The sequence below is a fragment of the Sporolactobacillus mangiferae genome (genome assembly GCF_023336505.1).
GTDB lineage: Bacteria > Bacillota > Bacilli > Bacillales > Sporolactobacillaceae > Sporolactobacillus > Sporolactobacillus mangiferae.
The window spans coordinates 1-15,567 of the sequence record NZ_JAMAST010000021.1 but is presented as its reverse complement, the minus strand read 5'-3'; the positions used below and the strand labels follow the sequence as shown (position 1 = coordinate 15,567).

Below are 15,567 nucleotides of genomic sequence, written 5' to 3'. Positions count from 1 at the left end.
TAAAAAATGTTAAAGACTCAATTTAATTTTAACTTTGTTTCCATTGAAGCGAAATGGTGAGTATATGGCGGACATTTTTATACTTGATTGATTGGTTAATTATTTGTGACGAAAATCACTGAATGGTCTTGTCATTTTTGGCATGATCGCGTACAATTTAAGATAATGATAATCATTATCAGTTAAATAAAGACGGTGAGGTGATTTTCTTGGTCGGGCGCGAAGCAAATCGCAGTTGGATCGGGCGGTTTTATTTGCCGGTTCTGCTGCTGCTTCTCTTTTTTATTGCCGTATCGACCGTTTATTCGGTATCTATCGGGCAGGTACATATTCCGTTCAGGCAATCTATGAATATCTTGCTTCATGTGCTGACCGGCGGCAGGCTGGGGTCATTGAACGGAATCGAGGAATCTTATTTTAATATTATCTATCAAATCAGAATGCCGCGAGTGATTTTTGCTTTGCTGATCGGCATGGGGCTTTCTTTGTGTGGAGCGGTCATGCAGGCAACGGTGCAGAATCCGCTGGCGGATCCGTATATTATCGGCATTTCGTCTGGTGCGTCGCTTGGCGCGACAGTCGCCATTTTAATCGGGTTCGGATCAGGTACGCTGTTCGCCAATTTCGGCATTGCCTTTGGCGCTTTTGCGGGTGCCGCAGTGACATCCGTGGCGGTGCTTTTGCTGTCAAGTATCGGCGGCAAAGCGACATCGGTGAAGCTTATTCTGTCCGGTGTCGTTGTCGGCGCGTTTTGCAGTTCGTTCTCCAATCTGGTCATTTATTTCGCTAACAATGCTGAAGGCGTTCAGCAGGTGGCGTTTTGGTCGATGGGAAGTCTCGCACAGTCGAGCTGGGAGAAAATTCCTATATTGTCCGTTGTCGTTCTGATTGGCTGCGTTCTTTTCCTTTTTCAGCATCGTGTACTTAATGCCATGCTGCTCGGAGATGAGTCGGCAGTGACGCTCGGCATTAATCTGAGTGTCTTTCGCAAGCTCTATATGATTCTCGCGGCGCTGATCACGGGAACGATGGTGGCTTATGCGGGCACAATCGGCTTTGTCGGTCTGATTGTGCCGCATATTTGCCGAGGGCTGTTTGGCGCGGATCATAAGCGGCTGATTCCGGCAACGCTGCTTGTCGGCAGTCTCTTTTTGATCTGGGCGGATATCCTGTCGCGTATTCTGATTCATAACGTTGATCTGCCGATCGGGATTATTACTTCGGTCATCGGTTCCCCACTCTTTATCTATATGATTGTGAAAAAAGGTTACAATTTTGGAGGCTGAGCAATGAAACTTGCGGCAAAAGAACTGCAGGTGAGGCGTGGCAAAAAAGAAATTATCAAAAATGCTTCTGTATTTGTGAAGGATAAACAGTTTGTTGGGTTGATCGGGCCGAACGGCTGCGGCAAATCAACATTGCTGAAGAGCATCTATAAAAGCCTGACACCTCATAGTGGTACGGTTTTTCTGAATAACCTGGATGTCCTGAGCAGTTCGGAGAAAAAGGTATCGCAGCACCTGGGGGTCGTCGGGCAGTTTAATGAAATGAGTTTTGATTTAACGGTTGAACAGATGGTACTGCTTGGGCGAACACCACACAAAAAGTTGCTGGAGCCTGATCAGTCGGCTGATTATGCGATTGTTGAAGCGGCACTTCGCCGCACACGGCTGCTCGACTACCGCACGCGAAGTTATCTGTCGCTGTCCGGCGGAGAGAAGCAGCGGGTCATTCTCGCACGGACGATCGCACAGCAGCCGGAATTGATGATTCTTGATGAGCCGACCAATCATCTCGACATCCGTTATCAGTTTGAGATCCTGTCCTGCGTGAAGCAGCTTGGCATCAGTGTCCTGGCTGCGCTCCACGATCTGGATCTGGCGGTTATGTACTGCGACTATATCTATGCTGTCAAAGACGGTGAAATTTACGCGCACGGGAAACCGGAGGACGTACTGACCCCGGAAACCGTTGAAGCCCTGTATCAAATCAAATGTCAGACATATATCAATCCAGTAACGCATCGACTAGGCTTTGCCTATGGAATCTGAGGAGGAAGAGATCAAATGAAAAAGAAGAGCCTTATTGCCGGATGTCTGGCAGCAATCATGCTGCTTGCCGGCTGCGGAAGCAATGCATCGGATGGAGCGGAAAAAACAGCTGAGAGCAGCAAATCACATTATCCGCTGACGATCCATAATTATGCAAAAGCCGAAGGCGGGACAACGTGGAAGAAGAAAGACGAAGTGTATAAAAAAGAGCCTAAGCGTGTGATGGCAACCACCAGAACGGTGGCTGAACTGCTGCTTCATCTTGGACTGAAGGACCGAATTGTCGGTGTTGGCGGTGACTTCGGCATCGGAGATTCCTCGGTTGAAAAGCAATATAAAACGCTGAAGAAGCTCAGCAGCTCCTATGTCGGCAAAGAGGCGGCGATTGGCACGAATCCGGACGTCATTGTGAGCCGCGGCGATCTTTTTGACAATGCAGACTGGGGCGTTGGCACAGTTGATTCACTGAACAGCATGGGCGTCGGCACCTATGTTCTGGAATCCTCGATTCCGGGCGGTTCCTATGATTCGATCTACAAAGACATTGATCATCTTGGGGAAATTTTCAACGTTCAGGACAAAGCCAAGGCATTTGCCGGTCAGTTAAAGAAGAAACAGAAGAAGATCACTTCGGAACTTTCTAAAATTAAAAAGACCCAGACATTTGCCTATCTGCACATGTCTGACCCGAAGGAAGTCTATGTCTATCCGGCAAGCAAAGAAACATTCTTCAACAATGCCTTTAAGATGGTCAAGCTTGACAATGTCTTCAAAAACGAAACCGGGAATGTCAGCGTGGAAACACTGGTTAAGACGAATCCGGATGTGCTGATTGTTCTGGACTGGAACAACGACGGAGACAAGATGAAAAAGGCGCTTTACACCAATCCGAAACTTGCCAGCATGAAGGCGATTAAAAACAAAAAGGTATACACCATGGATTATAATTATCTGTTCAGCTACAGTTACAATACGCTGGACGGGCTTGAAAAACTGGCAAAAGAAATGTATCCGAATTTGTATCAATAATCAACATTTATTTGCACGAAAACCGTCGCACAAATCAGGCGACGGTTTTTTTCTGGTTGAAGGACATCATGCTGTACGGCACGTCCAGGAAAGAGTGAAGAGAAGATATGGAATGATCGAAGCAGGAGAATCCTGGCGTCTCAATGTATTGATATCGGGCGCATCGGGTCAAGTATTCTCCCTTTCCGTCACATGTATGAATCCTCAGGCTTTATGGTAATAATCAGGAATAATGACATGTCTTTGGAAAAGGATGATTCGGTGATCTATATTTATAATGACTTTGGTGGAACGCATACAACAGCATTGGCCGCAGCCTATCATCTAAAACAGATTCCCAGTGATCGCAAGCTCACGACTGAAGAAATTCTGCAGGTTCCGTACTTCAATCAGCTGAATGCGTCGGATATGGGCGTGATTTTTTTCCACGGCACTGACGAAGATGGCAATTCAGTTTACACTGTAGGACGTGGGGCATCGAAGCATTTGCTGCCGGCCATGAAAAATATCAGCACCTTGCTGCAGGAGAAATATGGAGGCGATGAAAAAATCATTTTTTCCAACACATCGCCGACGGTGCCATTTACCATGACTGTCGGCGGTCTGCTATCCCGCTGGCTGCATCTCGATTTTCTCGGCGTTCCGCTGCTTGTTATTGGTGCCAGGCAGTGCTGCCAGAATGTGCTCCGGCTTGTTGCCTATACAAAAAAAGAAGCGCGCACATCTCAGAAAAAAATCATTGTCCTCAACAATGATTCATTCAAGCCATAAACAATACATTCTTTTTAAAGATCCAAGTGCCTGTGTGACGGGAAGTTGACGTTGCTCTGCAATAAATCAACAGAACAATGGCCTGACTGAGCATCAGAACGGAGGTGCGCTGGCATCCGCGGCAACTATGCGGCTGCAGCAACGATACAGTCCAAAAGATACAAATCCAAATCATGATCGGAGATTGAGAAAGGGACGATGACCGGTAAATCGCGGAGGAATGACCGGTAAATTGTGAAAAATGGCCGGAAAACTGCGCTGAATAGCTGATGGGCCGTGAGGGATCTGATAAACCGCGCTAGATGGGATGGACCGGTAACTCATACTGGAACGACGCTATTGTGCCCAAAAATCCGGATGCACGCCATATGTAATGATCGATTTTCTAAATCAATTGGACTCATGCTCAAGATTAGATCGCGCAGTGCCCGATTGGTCCAAAATAAGTGCTGCCTGACGAATAAGGCGCCGTTTGACTCTAAGCGGTGCTCTTTCTATAATCAATTCATGGACATCATTTGGGGAGGGCGCTTTATTGAATCCGGCTGGTCTTTTAAATAATCCTTTTTTGAATAAGGGCACTGCATTTACTAAAGAAGAACGAAAAAAATACGGCCTGGAGGGCCTGCTTCCGCCACGTGTGCAAAGTCTGGAGGAACAGGCTGAACAGACATACAGACAGCTGCAGACAAAACCTTCTCAGCTGGAGAAACGCCTCTTTTTAATGGAAGTATTCAATGAGAACCGTGTGCTGTTCTTCAAACTGTTCAATGATCATGTCGTTGAATTTATGCCGATTGTGTACGATCCAACGGTTGCGGAGACGATTGAAAACTATAGTGCGCTGTTTGTTCAGCCGCAAAATGCCGTGTTTCTGTCAATCGATGATCCGGATATGATGGAAGAAGCATTGAGAAATGCGGCGGATCATCGCAAGATTCGCCTGATCGTCGTGACCGATGCGGAAGGCATTCTTGGAATCGGCGACTGGGGCACTCAGGGTGTGGATATCTCAATCGGCAAATTGATGGTTTACACCGTGGCGGCAGGCATCGACCCAAGCCAGGTGCTTCCAGTTGTTCTCGATGTCGGAACTAATAATCGACAGCTGCTTCGGGATCCTCTGTATCTTGGCAACCGCCATGAACGGATTAAAGGAGAGCGCTATGTTGCATTCGTTGATCAGTTTGTTGAAACGGCAGAGCGTCTGTTCCCTAATTTATACCTGCATTTTGAAGATTTTGGCCGTGATCACGCAGCCAGTCTTCTCAACAAATACAAAGATCAGATCACGACATTCAATGATGATATTCAGGGGACCGGCATTATTGTGCTGGCCGGTATCCTTGGAGCGTTAAATATTTCCAGACAAAAAATGACGAATCAAATCTATATGTGTTTTGGCGCGGGTACGGCAGGCGCCGGAATCACGAAGCGCATCTACGATGAATTTTTGCAGCAGGGGTTGTCTGAGGAAGAGGCAAAACGGCATTTTTACATGGTTGACAAACAGGGACTGCTCTTTGATGATGATCCAACATTGACACCGGAGCAACGGCCATTTGCTCGAAAACGTTCCGAATTCAGCCATCCGGAAACGCTCACCAGTCTGCAGGCAGCGGTTGAAACGGTGCATCCGAGCATCCTTGTTGGCACATCGACGCAGCCAGGTGCGTTTACCGAAGCGATTGTCAGAGAGATGGCTGCGCACACCGAACGACCGATTATTTTCCCGCTCTCTAACCCGACAAAACTGGCCGAGGCAAAGGCGGAGCATCTGATCAGGTGGACGGATGGAAGGGCGCTTGTGGCCACGGGCATTCCTGCGCCGGATGTTGTCTACAAAGGGATCACGTATCAGATCGGCCAGGCCAACAACGCGCTTGTCTATCCCGGTCTTGGACTCGGTGTGCTTGCATCGGCCGCTAGAGTGTTGAATGATGAAATGATTTCAAAAGCGGCCCACTCGCTTGGCGGTATCGTCGATCCGGACATGCCAGGCGCGCCTGTCCTGCCTCCGGTTTCCAAACTGGCAGCATTTTCTCAAACCGTTGCGCTTGCGGTTGCCGAGAGCGTCGTCGAACAAAAACTGAATCAAAAACCGATCTCCGATGTCAGGCAGGCGATCGAAAATGAGAAATGGATACCCCAATACGCGGATCTTGACGGGAAAATCTGATCGAACAAGTGCCGTTGAATCTCCTTCGATGATTCAACGGTTTTTTTGATGCGATCAGCCAGAGCGGAGGTGCGCGGCTGGCTGCTGACGAATGAACCCTATCCCTAAACTAAATACGTGCCTCTCCTCCGGAATCCTTCCACGCCTTCTGCGGATGACTCAAATCCTTCTGTTTTCCTGAACATTTTTTCAAAAATCAATACAAGCGAGTGATAACGTCTCAATATTGTCATGAAAAAGCTATTGCTGAATGTGTTCATTTATATTACAATGATAAAACAATTAAAACATATCAGTTAACTCGGAATAAGGGAGGCTATATCATGCGGAGAAGGCTATTGTCCTTTAATAAACTTGTTCAGCAGAATATTTCAGAGATTTTAAACGAGAAATCCACGCTGCAGGCATTGGAAATAAAACTTGATCAAAGATACACGGATAAAAGCAAGGCTTCTGAAAAACAAAAATCACTTTTTCGATAAAACAGTTGTACGAAGCCTCTGAAACTGTTAACGAAGAGTTGAAGATTCGTAGCGAAGCAGCTGGAATTTGTAACGAAGCCCGAGAAAACAGTAACGAAGTATCGAACGGAACGACGCGCAGCACTGCTGCGGTTCTTTTTTCTAATCAAGTAATTTTATATGGATAATTATTAATAAAACAAGAGAGACATAGGGGGAAGAATAATGAGTAAAAAGATGGTGCTTGTTTTTTTGACGTTAGTTTTGCTGCTGACAACGGCTGCATGCGGAAACGGATCCGCTTCATCCAAGAAAAAGGCAGAGAAGGTTACAACCGTGAATGTAGGGACGGAGGGTGCATATCCGCCATACAATTACGTAGATAAGAACGGCAAAGTAGACGGTTATGATATTGCGGTCATGAGAGCGGTTGACAAAAAGGTTCCATCGCTTAAATTCCATTATGTTCCGACGGCCTGGGACAGTATTTTTGTCGCTCTGGAATCCGGTAAGTTTGACATTATTGCAAGCGACCTTGGCAAGAACCCGGAACGCGAAAAGAAATATCTGTTCTCGGAGCAGCCTTATCTGTATGGCAATTCGCAGATCATCTATAAAGCTGGCAGAACGGATATTAAATCGTTGAAAGATCTCTATGGAAAGAAAGTGGCAGCGGGTGTCGGTACGAACACGACCACTGCTTTGGAAAAATTCAATAAGGCAAACGGTAATAAAATTAAAATTAAATATACGGACGGCAATATTAACAATGCACTCCAGGAAATCGATTCGAAGCGTGTGGATGCAACAATCAGCAGCATCATTACTACAAACCTGACGGCTAAGAAACTGGGCATAAAGATTAGCGGAACAACAGCTCCTGAACTTGGCATCAGCCCAATCCATCTGCTTTTTGTAAAGAATGACACGGGAAGAAAATATCAAAAACTGATTGACAAGGCACTTGTTGCGCTGCGCAAAGATGGAACATTGAAGAAGCTGTCTATTCAATATCTAGGAAAAGATTACACGACCAAAGCATCTGCAGAGGAGCAGTAAGCGAACGCTGCGTTCTTTTCAATACGGGATAATGAGATCCAAATGTGATAATAACTTACCTTGCAGGCAATTTTCGCCTTCCCGTTTGATGGTATTTACATTGTAAATGTTTATAAAAATAACGGCGGGATACGATTAACTTCATTGATCAGATGATACAGAGGGGCTGTCTCAAAGTTTTTTTGCGATGGGATAGGCTCCTTTGATGTGAAGATTGTGCTGATACGGAAGACGGGAATCCCACGGGACTTTGTTCTACTATAAGTATATAAATTTTAAGGAAAATAGTATAAGCGCAGGCGGCAGCTTCCCCCGAAGCCAGGTTTTCTAACAAGTAAAGAAAGTATAAGATTTTGACCCATATAAAAACCAATAACCAGTGTCTTGTCGAGAATCAAAGCGGAGGTGCGAGACGCCTGCGGGATCAGCGAGCCAGGGGAGACCCCGCAGACACGAGTCTGCTCGAGGAGGCTCCCGGATCGCCCGCGGCAAGCGAGCAACTGAAGCGCCGATTCAGTACCGTAAAGACACGAACCCAGTTCGATTACACAGAGTAAAAGGAACTTCCACTAAAGGCGTGCATGTCCTGTGCACAATGTGGAAATCACCGCATCCTGCGGAAGTAAGGATCGGGCTATGTCCGGTTTTTCTAATACTATAAGAAAGTTTAAAGTTCAGTGGATTATAGTATAAGTGCAACTACGGTCTTTGCCTTCGCCAGAGGCTTGGCAAAGCCAGGTTTTCTAATGAATGATTTCAGATCGCCACGGAAAGATTATTGCGGTGTGGCATGAGGCACAGGTAGGCGCCTGGCCAATCTGCACCATTTTTTTCAAATTTTATCGAGTCAGAGGAATCAACCATATGGGAAAAATTTTTGATCCGACATTTATGATCCATTCTTTTCCGGAAGTGCTTCAGGCATTGCCGACGACTTTATTTATCGCTTTTGTTTCCGGAGTGATCGGACTTGTGATCGCGTTCATTATTTCGTTCATTCGTTATGCAAACATCAGAGTGCTCAGCCCGATAGCCCGGGCGTATATTTCATTCATCCGCGGAACTCCGGATTTAGTACAGATCATGCTTGTGTATTATGGCATTCCGCTTCTTCTTAAGGCACTCAATGAGAAATTCGGCACATCCTTTGATGTGAACGGTGTGCCAAGCATTGCCTTTGCTATTATTGCACTGGCCATCAATGCGGGTGCCTACATGTCGGAAACGATGAGAAGCTCGTTGCTTGCGGTTGATCCGGGACAGCTTGAAGCGTGCTATAGTGTAAATATGACCAGGTTCCAGGCACTCCGGAAAGTAATTATTCCGCAGGCGATCGGCATCGCCATTCCACCGCTGTCCAATACGCTGATCTCGCTGATTAAGGAGACGTCGCTCGTCTTCACAATTTCGATTGTCGATATCATGGCGCAGGCCAAAATTGTTGGCTCGCGATCTTTTCGTTTCTTTGAAGTCTACATTGTCGTGTCTGTCATTTACTGGGTCGTCTGTGCCATTGTCGCTTTCGCGCTTTCCAGAGTAGAGATTTACGCACGTCGGTATGAAAGGAAAACAAACTCGTGATTCAACTGGAGAATATTTATAAATCCTATAAAAACAATCGTGTGCTTAGCAATATTAATCTTACCGTGAATAAGGGCGAAGTGGTGACCTTAATTGGTCCGAGCGGTGCGGGCAAAACGACCTTGCTGCGTTTGCTTAACTGGCTGGAAGTGCCGGATTCAGGGAAAATTTCGATTGGTTCGGCAACCATTGACGCTTCAAAATATACGAAGCAGGAGATTAGAAGACTGCGCAGCCAGAGCTCAATGGTTTTTCAGCATTATAATCTCTTTAAAAACCGGACGGTGATTGAAAATGTTGCGGACAGCTTAATTGTCGTGTCAAAGATGAAGAAAAAGGATGCCGACGAGAAGGCGGAGGATTTACTGAGAAAAGTGGGTATGGCTGATAAACTGCAGGATTATCCCGCTAATTTATCTGGCGGGCAGCGGCAACGTGTCGGCATTGCCCGGGCGCTTGCCGTTGATCCGAAAGTCATGCTTTTTGATGAGCCGACAAGTGCCCTGGACCCGGAATGGGTCGGCGAAATTCTTCATCTGATCAAGAAAATCGCAGCGGAAGGTATGACCATGATTCTTGTTTCCCATGAAATGCGCTTTGTGCGCAGTGTTGCTACGCGAATCATTTTTTTGGAAAATGGAGAACTGGTTGAGGACTCCAATCCAAAGGATCTTTTCGAAAACAGCAGGAATGTGCGTACCCAGGCGTTTTTACATAAATTAACCTACGAGGAGGAATGAACAAAATGACCGTTCCATTCGAACCCGCTTCTGAAACACTGCAGGCAGCACATCAATGGTTTGCCTGGTTCCACCGGCATCCGGAGCTTGCACTTCATGAATTTGAAACGACCAGGAAGATCATAGAGGTATTGCAGAACTATTCGATTGACTTGCTGCCAAACCCGCTTCAGACAGGTGTGTTTGCCAGAATCGGCGGATATCGCCCTGGTCCTAAGATCGCCCTTCGTGCTGATATTGATGCACTGCCGATTAATGAGGTCACGGGCCTGCCATATGCATCTGAGGCACCGGGCCGGATGCATGCATGTGGCCATGATTTTCATCTAACGAATCTGCTGGCTACAGCAATTGAACTGAAGAAAATCGAACGGGAGCTGGAAGGGACGGTCCTGCTTATTTTTCAGCCGGCCGAGGAGGCGGAGCATGGGGGAGAGCAGGTTGTTGACACCGGGATTTTAAATGGTGTTGAAGCGATTTTCGGTCTCCATGTTAAACCCGAGCTGCCTACCGGCGTTGTCGGCATCAGATCCGGAAATTTTAGTGCGGCGGTTGACCGCATTTACGTGACCTTCCATGGCAAGGGGACACATGCCGCCCACCCGGACAGCGGGCGTGATGTGATTGTGGCTTCGGGTGAATTTATTGTGTCGGCACAGTCGATTGTCAGTCGAAATATTGATCCGTTTGAGCCCAGTGTTGTTTCGCTCACACGTATTGAGTCGGGAACAACTTGGAATGTACTTCCCGATACGGCGTTACTTGAGGGAACAGTCCGCTCTTTTCATAAAAAGGTTCGGGACAAAGTGAAACAGCGGCTTCAGGAAATAGTCAGCGGAATTGCCGCGGTTCACGGAATCAGCGGCGAGCTTCGCTGGGTGGATGGTGCACCGGCGGTTGTCAATGATGAGCGGCTGACAAAGCTTGTGGAACGTGTGGCGAAGAATCAGGGAATTAAAGTGACTGATGTGGCGCCAAGCATGGGGGGTGAAGATTTTTCCTGTTACCAGCAGGTAATTCCAGGCGTTATTTTTAACATTGGGGTTGGCTGTCCTTACCCTGTTCATAACAGCAAATTTAAGGCGGATCTTCGTGCTCTTGAGGCCTCCGTTCCATTGTTTGTTTCACTTGTTCATTCCTATTTTGAAGGGAGTGCTTCTGATGGACAAACGCTTCTATCCTGATTTCTTTAATGATGTGTTTGGACCGATCATGCAACCGGGATCAAGCGGCAGCTTCGCGGGCACAAGCAGAGTCGGAAGAGTAGCACGTCGTACGATCAAATCGCCGCTTCGTCAGGTAACGATTGCTTTTAACCCGGGTGACAGGCGCCACCTGCGCAATCTTGGAAATATGATGGATGACCGCGGTTATCTAGGTGGCTTGCAGGACTTTGCAACGGATGATGTCCGCCTTTTTGACGCACACAGACTTGCAAGGAAACAACAGATTTCGTATGAATTTACGGCATTGCCGGAAGAAAACGGTTATCCCGGCAGTGTGCAATTTGATCTGGTCAGTGTGGGCGGAGAGACAGGTCAGCTGATCGGACAATCTATTGGCGGCGGAATGATCATGATTTACGAAATAAATGGTTTCTAGATTCATTGGCAGGCGGATACGTTCGGACTGCTCATTTTTGATTCGGGCAGACGTTATGGTGAATCAGTTGCCTGTCTGGTCGAACGTTATCGCGAACTATTTGTTGCCCGTAAGGAATTAACCAGCAAGTCTGGCGATCGTGGGTACTTTCTTGAATTCTCTGCACCGCCTTCTGATCAGATGCTTCAGTCCTTACTGGATGATCGGGACTTTCTTTTGCTGCCTGCACTGCTGCCTGTGGTTACTACACTGAAACGCAAACCGCAATTGTTTCATACGGTCGATGAGTGGATCAGCATTTCCCGTGAACGCAATCAAAGTTTCGTGCAGACGGCCATTGATTACGAGCATGCTTTTTCCGGATGGAATGAAGCAAAGATTATGGCTTACTTTGAAAGAATTGCCGATATTCTTGATCATCAGATTCATGCGCTTGAGCGGCTCGGCTATGAAAAGGTTCAGGATACGCCGATGCTGCCAATATACGGAAAATTATGGCACCGACACAAGCAGAAAACGCTTCCGCTTGTTGATTCGCTGACATCGAGAATTATGGACTATGCTTATTCAACGAATGCTAAAATTCCCGGTGTTGTGATTGTGCCCGGGCCGATGGGTACCGGCGGCGGTTATTTGTATTCGGCGCTGGAAGCGGTTCGTGAAGTACGCGGCTTCACTCATGAGAAACTGATCGAGGGACTGGTCGTTGCCGCGGGTCTGGGTGCGATTGCTTTTACACACGCTCATGCTTCCGGTGAATCGGGGTGTGTCGGCGAATCGGGGATCTGCTGCGCGATGGCTTCCGGGGCGGTGACGTGGATGGCCGGAGGTACGGGTGAACAGGTACAACATGCGGCATCCATGGCATTGCAGGCGAATATCGGCATTCCGTGCGATCCAATTCCCGGAGGGCTGGAATTTCCGTGTCTGACGCGCACCGTGCGGGCTGCAGTTACCGCACCGATGTATGCCGATATGGCACTTTCCGGAATAGACCCGCTAATTCCTTACCATGAAGTGCTTTTTGCTATTGAAAGGAATCGACGGGAAAACGGCAAGGCGGTCAACGGGCCGTTATGCGGCGTTAATTGCACACTGACAGCACAGAAATGTGCTCTGTTTCTCAAGAATGAGGTGATGGGCGACAGGTTTAAATATACAGCGCCTGCCCACTAAGGTTCCACCTTTCATTGGCCGGAAATGAACGAGAATTGAGACTGCCGAACGGCGTCATTGTTGCCGTGATTCTGCTGCTGTTCATTGACAAACTGCACATGCGAATCTGCGATTAACTATGAAAAGAGCAAGCAAAAATCCCAAGTGATCAGAGAACACTTGGGATGTGATGGACCGCACCGGCGATGTCTGCAAAAGTTTAACGAATGACCGACATGCAGCATGTCCTGCCTGAACATGCTGCATGTCACGTGTCTGAGATCAGCTGCCCGCTGCAAGCAGTGAACGATAAAGCCCGATAATTTCTTCAACAGTTGTTGCTCTTGGATTGCCGCCCGTACATACATCGGCAAGCGCGTCTTTGGCGATTAGTGGAAGATCTTCTTCTTTTACGCCAAGTTCCGTAATATTCTGCGGAATACCGACGTCTTTGCCAAGCTGGCGAACGGCGGCCACCGCAGCGTCGCGCACTTCTTCCAGAGGCAATTCACGTGCGTCCGGGACACCCATTGCAATGGCAATGTCGCGGTACTTTTCACCCGTATAATCTTTGTTATATTCCATGATGGTCGGGAGGAGCGATGCGCAGGCAACACCATGCGGCACGTTGTACCATGCACTAAGCGGATGGGCCATACCGTGAACCAGTCCAAGACCTACATTGGAGAAGCCCATGCCGGCGATATATTGACCAAGAGCCATTGCTTCTCGGGCTTCATGATCACCTGCAACGGAATCTCTTAAGGAGCGTCCGACAATCTCAATGGCTTTGAGATGCATCATATCGGTCAGTTCCCATGCACCTTTTGTGATATACCCTTCGATGGCATGAGTTAATGCATCCATGCCTGTCGCCGCGCACAGTGATTTCGGCATGCCCATCATGAGATCACTGTCGATGAAGGCAGCTACCGGAATGTCATGCGGGTCAACGCAGACGAATTTTCGCTGATTTTCTTTATCGGTGATTACATAATTAATCGTTACTTCTGCCGCTGTTCCGGAAGTGGTCGGGACAGCTAAAATTGGAATGCTCGGTTTCCGAGTACCCGGTTCTCCTTCGAGACTGATAATATCTTCGTGTTCGGGATTTGCGGCGATAATGCCAATCGCTTTGGCTGTATCGATTGATGATCCTCCGCCGATTGCCAGTATATAATCAGCACCAGCTTCTTTGAAGGCCGTTAATCCGTTCCGCACAACGTCCATGGTCGGATTAGCGACAATCTGGTCGTAAATAGAGTAATCCAGCGTCGACTGATCCAGCAATTCGGTGACTTTGGTCGCGACATTGAATTTAATTAACGCTTTATCCGTGACAACAAGCCCTTTTTTGAACGCACGCTTTTTAACTTCTTCCGGAATTTTACTAATGGCACCGCTACCAAAATAGGATGTTTCATTAAGAATCATTCTGTTGACAACCATACTTACTCCTCCTCATTGTGATTTCATTCACAAAAATATGGACAGAGAAACTTAAAAATGCCAGATTGACACATGAGCAAAACAAAGGTCAAAAATCATGAAGTAACTCAATCGGTAATCAACCCACTTTTTATTGTGGACTATTTTTAAGAGGAAATCAACTCCTTTCAGTGTTTTGATAAAAAATGATAGTTGGTCATCCCTTTAGAATTTTTTATACCTTGAATTTACACTTTAAGTGCAACCAGGACTTCGCCTTCGCCAGAAGCCTGGCGAAGCCAGGTTTTCTAATACTGTATGCAATGCCCAGGTCTGTCTGAAGAAGGGCACATGCTCTGCAGACTATGATAGATGCTGCTTCTTTTCCTCGCTTGGCAGATAACCGAATGCCTCTTTAAACACTTTGTAGAAATGCGTTTTGTTGGAAAATCCCGATTCATGGGCAACGTCACTGATTGGAAGATCGGTTGCATTCAGAAGCAGCCGTGCCTGGTAAAGACGGCGTCTGGTTACCAGCTGCGTGAAGGTAACGCCTAATAACCTTTTGATTAAATTGCCAAGATAGGTTTTATTATACCCAAGAAGATCCGCAGCTTGCGCTAAAGTGATGTCCTTGTAATGATCTTCAATGAGCTGAAGGACGGGAATCATTTTCTGATTCTTCAGGGGAAGCCCTGAGAATTCTGAAAATGCATGCTCAGTCTGGTCAAATGTCCGTGCCAGCATCGTAAACAAAATCGGCAGGTACAGCACGGCAAGCGTACCTGAATACTGATCGGCTGAATAGTACTCGGAAATTATTTTTTTCAGGATGGCCTGCACTTCTTCCAACGTACCTGTATTGAATACGATGGATACATTGGTGTTGCTTTTTCCTAATGCCAGGTTGAAAAGATACTGAATAAGCGGGCTTTGATTTGATTTTACCTGGTTCAGCCAGTCAACAGTGACAATGCTTTTATTGAACAGAATGTTGATGAGCAGATCACCTTCACCGAGTGGTTTAATCTCATGTCCTGTACCTACACCGATAAGGAGCAGATCGCCTTGTCTGAGTGTGACTGGATGCCCGTTGACGATCTGCTGGCACGAACCATGCAGCATGTAATTCAGTTCGGTGAACTGATGTGTGTGCAATGGATATTCTGCAAACCGATTATGCTTACTGATGTACAGATCCTGTTTTCTGAAAAAAAAGTTGTTTAATAACTCTAACTGACTGTTGACGATTCGTGTTGAAGAGGCAGGAATATCGGGTACATATTTCCCGCTTTCTTTCTGCAGTTTCTCGATGTCAGTCATGTGCAGCATTTTGTGCCTGATTTCTGAGGCTTTTGGTTTGTTCATCTTTTTTTACACCTGTTTATGTTTATTTGATACGATTTACCTTTGATGTTGTTATTGTACCACATTGGAAAGCAGTGTTTAATAATAAATGTAAGCGCTTGCTAAAATTGATGTATTGGGAGGAAGATTTATATGAGCGACAA

14 protein-coding genes are annotated in these 15,567 nt (G+C 46.8%); 12 read left to right on the top strand and 2 right to left on the bottom strand.

Going from position 1 to position 15,567, the window contains the following annotated elements:
* The first annotated feature begins 239 nt into the window (after positions 1-239).
* The 12 genes from M3N64_RS12535 to M3N64_RS12480 all read left to right on the top strand — a co-directional run bounded on the left by M3N64_RS12535 (position 240) and on the right by M3N64_RS12480 (position 12,649).
* A complete protein-coding gene (locus M3N64_RS12535) occupies positions 240-1,286 on the top strand; it encodes a FecCD family ABC transporter permease (RefSeq protein ID WP_438271022.1) in 1,047 nt (348 codons plus the stop codon).
* Positions 1,287-1,289: 3 nt separating this feature from the next.
* The gene (locus tag M3N64_RS12530) at positions 1,290-2,051 is read left to right on the top strand and encodes an ABC transporter ATP-binding protein (protein WP_249102824.1); all 762 of its coding nucleotides are present in this window, start codon (positions 1,290-1,292) and stop codon (positions 2,049-2,051) included.
* A 15-nt stretch (positions 2,052-2,066) separates the two neighbouring features.
* Entirely contained in the window at positions 2,067-3,080 is a 1,014-nt protein-coding gene (locus tag M3N64_RS12525) for an ABC transporter substrate-binding protein (protein WP_249102823.1), read from the top strand.
* 261 nt (positions 3,081-3,341) lie between these two features.
* Entirely contained in the window at positions 3,342-3,851 is a 510-nt protein-coding gene (locus M3N64_RS12520; protein WP_249102887.1) for a DUF3189 family protein, read from the top strand.
* A 535-nt stretch (positions 3,852-4,386) separates the two neighbouring features.
* The gene (locus tag M3N64_RS12515; RefSeq protein ID WP_249102821.1) at positions 4,387-6,030 is read left to right on the top strand and encodes a malolactic enzyme; all 1,644 of its coding nucleotides are present in this window, start codon (positions 4,387-4,389) and stop codon (positions 6,028-6,030) included.
* Between the two features lie 323 nt (positions 6,031-6,353).
* Entirely contained in the window at positions 6,354-6,512 is a 159-nt protein-coding gene (locus tag M3N64_RS12510; RefSeq protein WP_249102820.1) for an FbpB family small basic protein, read from the top strand.
* 204 nt (positions 6,513-6,716) lie between these two features.
* Positions 6,717-7,550: a transporter substrate-binding domain-containing protein gene (locus M3N64_RS12505; protein WP_249102816.1), complete on the top strand. Its 834-nt coding sequence runs from the start codon at positions 6,717-6,719 to the stop codon at positions 7,548-7,550.
* Positions 7,551-8,414: 864 nt separating this feature from the next.
* Complete coding sequence (locus tag M3N64_RS12500; RefSeq protein ID WP_249102814.1) at positions 8,415-9,131, top strand: amino acid ABC transporter permease; 717 nt, start codon at positions 8,415-8,417, stop codon at positions 9,129-9,131.
* Positions 9,128-9,871: an amino acid ABC transporter ATP-binding protein gene (locus M3N64_RS12495; RefSeq protein WP_249102812.1), complete on the top strand. Its 744-nt coding sequence runs from the start codon at positions 9,128-9,130 to the stop codon at positions 9,869-9,871. The genes M3N64_RS12500 and M3N64_RS12495 overlap by 4 nt, the downstream gene beginning before the upstream one ends.
* A gap of 5 nt (positions 9,872-9,876) precedes the next feature.
* Positions 9,877-11,055: an amidohydrolase gene (locus tag M3N64_RS12490; RefSeq protein ID WP_249102811.1), complete on the top strand. Its 1,179-nt coding sequence runs from the start codon at positions 9,877-9,879 to the stop codon at positions 11,053-11,055.
* Complete coding sequence (locus tag M3N64_RS12485; protein ID WP_249102810.1) at positions 11,033-11,473, top strand: L-serine ammonia-lyase, iron-sulfur-dependent subunit beta; 441 nt, start codon at positions 11,033-11,035, stop codon at positions 11,471-11,473. Before M3N64_RS12490 ends, M3N64_RS12485 begins: the two co-directional genes overlap by 23 nt.
* Positions 11,474-11,653: 180 nt before the next feature.
* Positions 11,654-12,649, top strand: a complete 996-nt coding sequence (locus M3N64_RS12480; RefSeq protein WP_249102809.1) for an L-serine ammonia-lyase, iron-sulfur-dependent, subunit alpha — start codon at positions 11,654-11,656, stop codon at positions 12,647-12,649.
* 261 nt (positions 12,650-12,910) lie between these two features.
* Here the strand turns inward: M3N64_RS12480 and fucO are convergent, their stop codons facing one another.
* Both fucO and M3N64_RS12470 read right to left on the bottom strand, forming a co-directional pair.
* The gene (fucO, locus tag M3N64_RS12475) at positions 12,911-14,077 is read right to left on the bottom strand and encodes a lactaldehyde reductase (protein ID WP_249102808.1); all 1,167 of its coding nucleotides are present in this window, start codon (positions 14,075-14,077) and stop codon (positions 12,911-12,913) included.
* 342 nt (positions 14,078-14,419) lie between these two features.
* Positions 14,420-15,424: an AraC family transcriptional regulator gene (locus M3N64_RS12470; RefSeq protein ID WP_249102804.1), complete on the bottom strand. Its 1,005-nt coding sequence runs from the start codon at positions 15,422-15,424 to the stop codon at positions 14,420-14,422.
* Positions 15,425-15,567: the final 143 nt, after the last annotated feature.

Bases quoted from the DNA above. Each gene is read 5' to 3' on its own strand.
- M3N64_RS12530 (WP_249102824.1), top strand. From the start codon at position 1,290: ATGAAACTTGCGGCAAAAGAACTGCAGGTGAGGCGTGGCAAAAAAGAA.
- M3N64_RS12525 (WP_249102823.1), top strand. From the start codon at position 2,067: ATGAAAAAGAAGAGCCTTATTGCCGGATGTCTGGCAGCAATCATGCTG.
- M3N64_RS12510 (WP_249102820.1), top strand. From the start codon at position 6,354: ATGCGGAGAAGGCTATTGTCCTTTAATAAACTTGTTCAGCAGAATATT.
- M3N64_RS12505 (WP_249102816.1), top strand. From the start codon at position 6,717: ATGAGTAAAAAGATGGTGCTTGTTTTTTTGACGTTAGTTTTGCTGCTG.
- M3N64_RS12500 (WP_249102814.1), top strand. From the start codon at position 8,415: ATGGGAAAAATTTTTGATCCGACATTTATGATCCATTCTTTTCCGGAA.
- M3N64_RS12490 (WP_249102811.1), top strand. From the start codon at position 9,877: ATGACCGTTCCATTCGAACCCGCTTCTGAAACACTGCAGGCAGCACAT.
- M3N64_RS12485 (WP_249102810.1), top strand. From the start codon at position 11,033: ATGGACAAACGCTTCTATCCTGATTTCTTTAATGATGTGTTTGGACCG.
- M3N64_RS12480 (WP_249102809.1), top strand. From the start codon at position 11,654: ATGCTTCAGTCCTTACTGGATGATCGGGACTTTCTTTTGCTGCCTGCA.
- fucO (WP_249102808.1), bottom strand. From the start codon at position 14,077: ATGGTTGTCAACAGAATGATTCTTAATGAAACATCCTATTTTGGTAGC.
- M3N64_RS12470 (WP_249102804.1), bottom strand. From the start codon at position 15,424: ATGAACAAACCAAAAGCCTCAGAAATCAGGCACAAAATGCTGCACATG.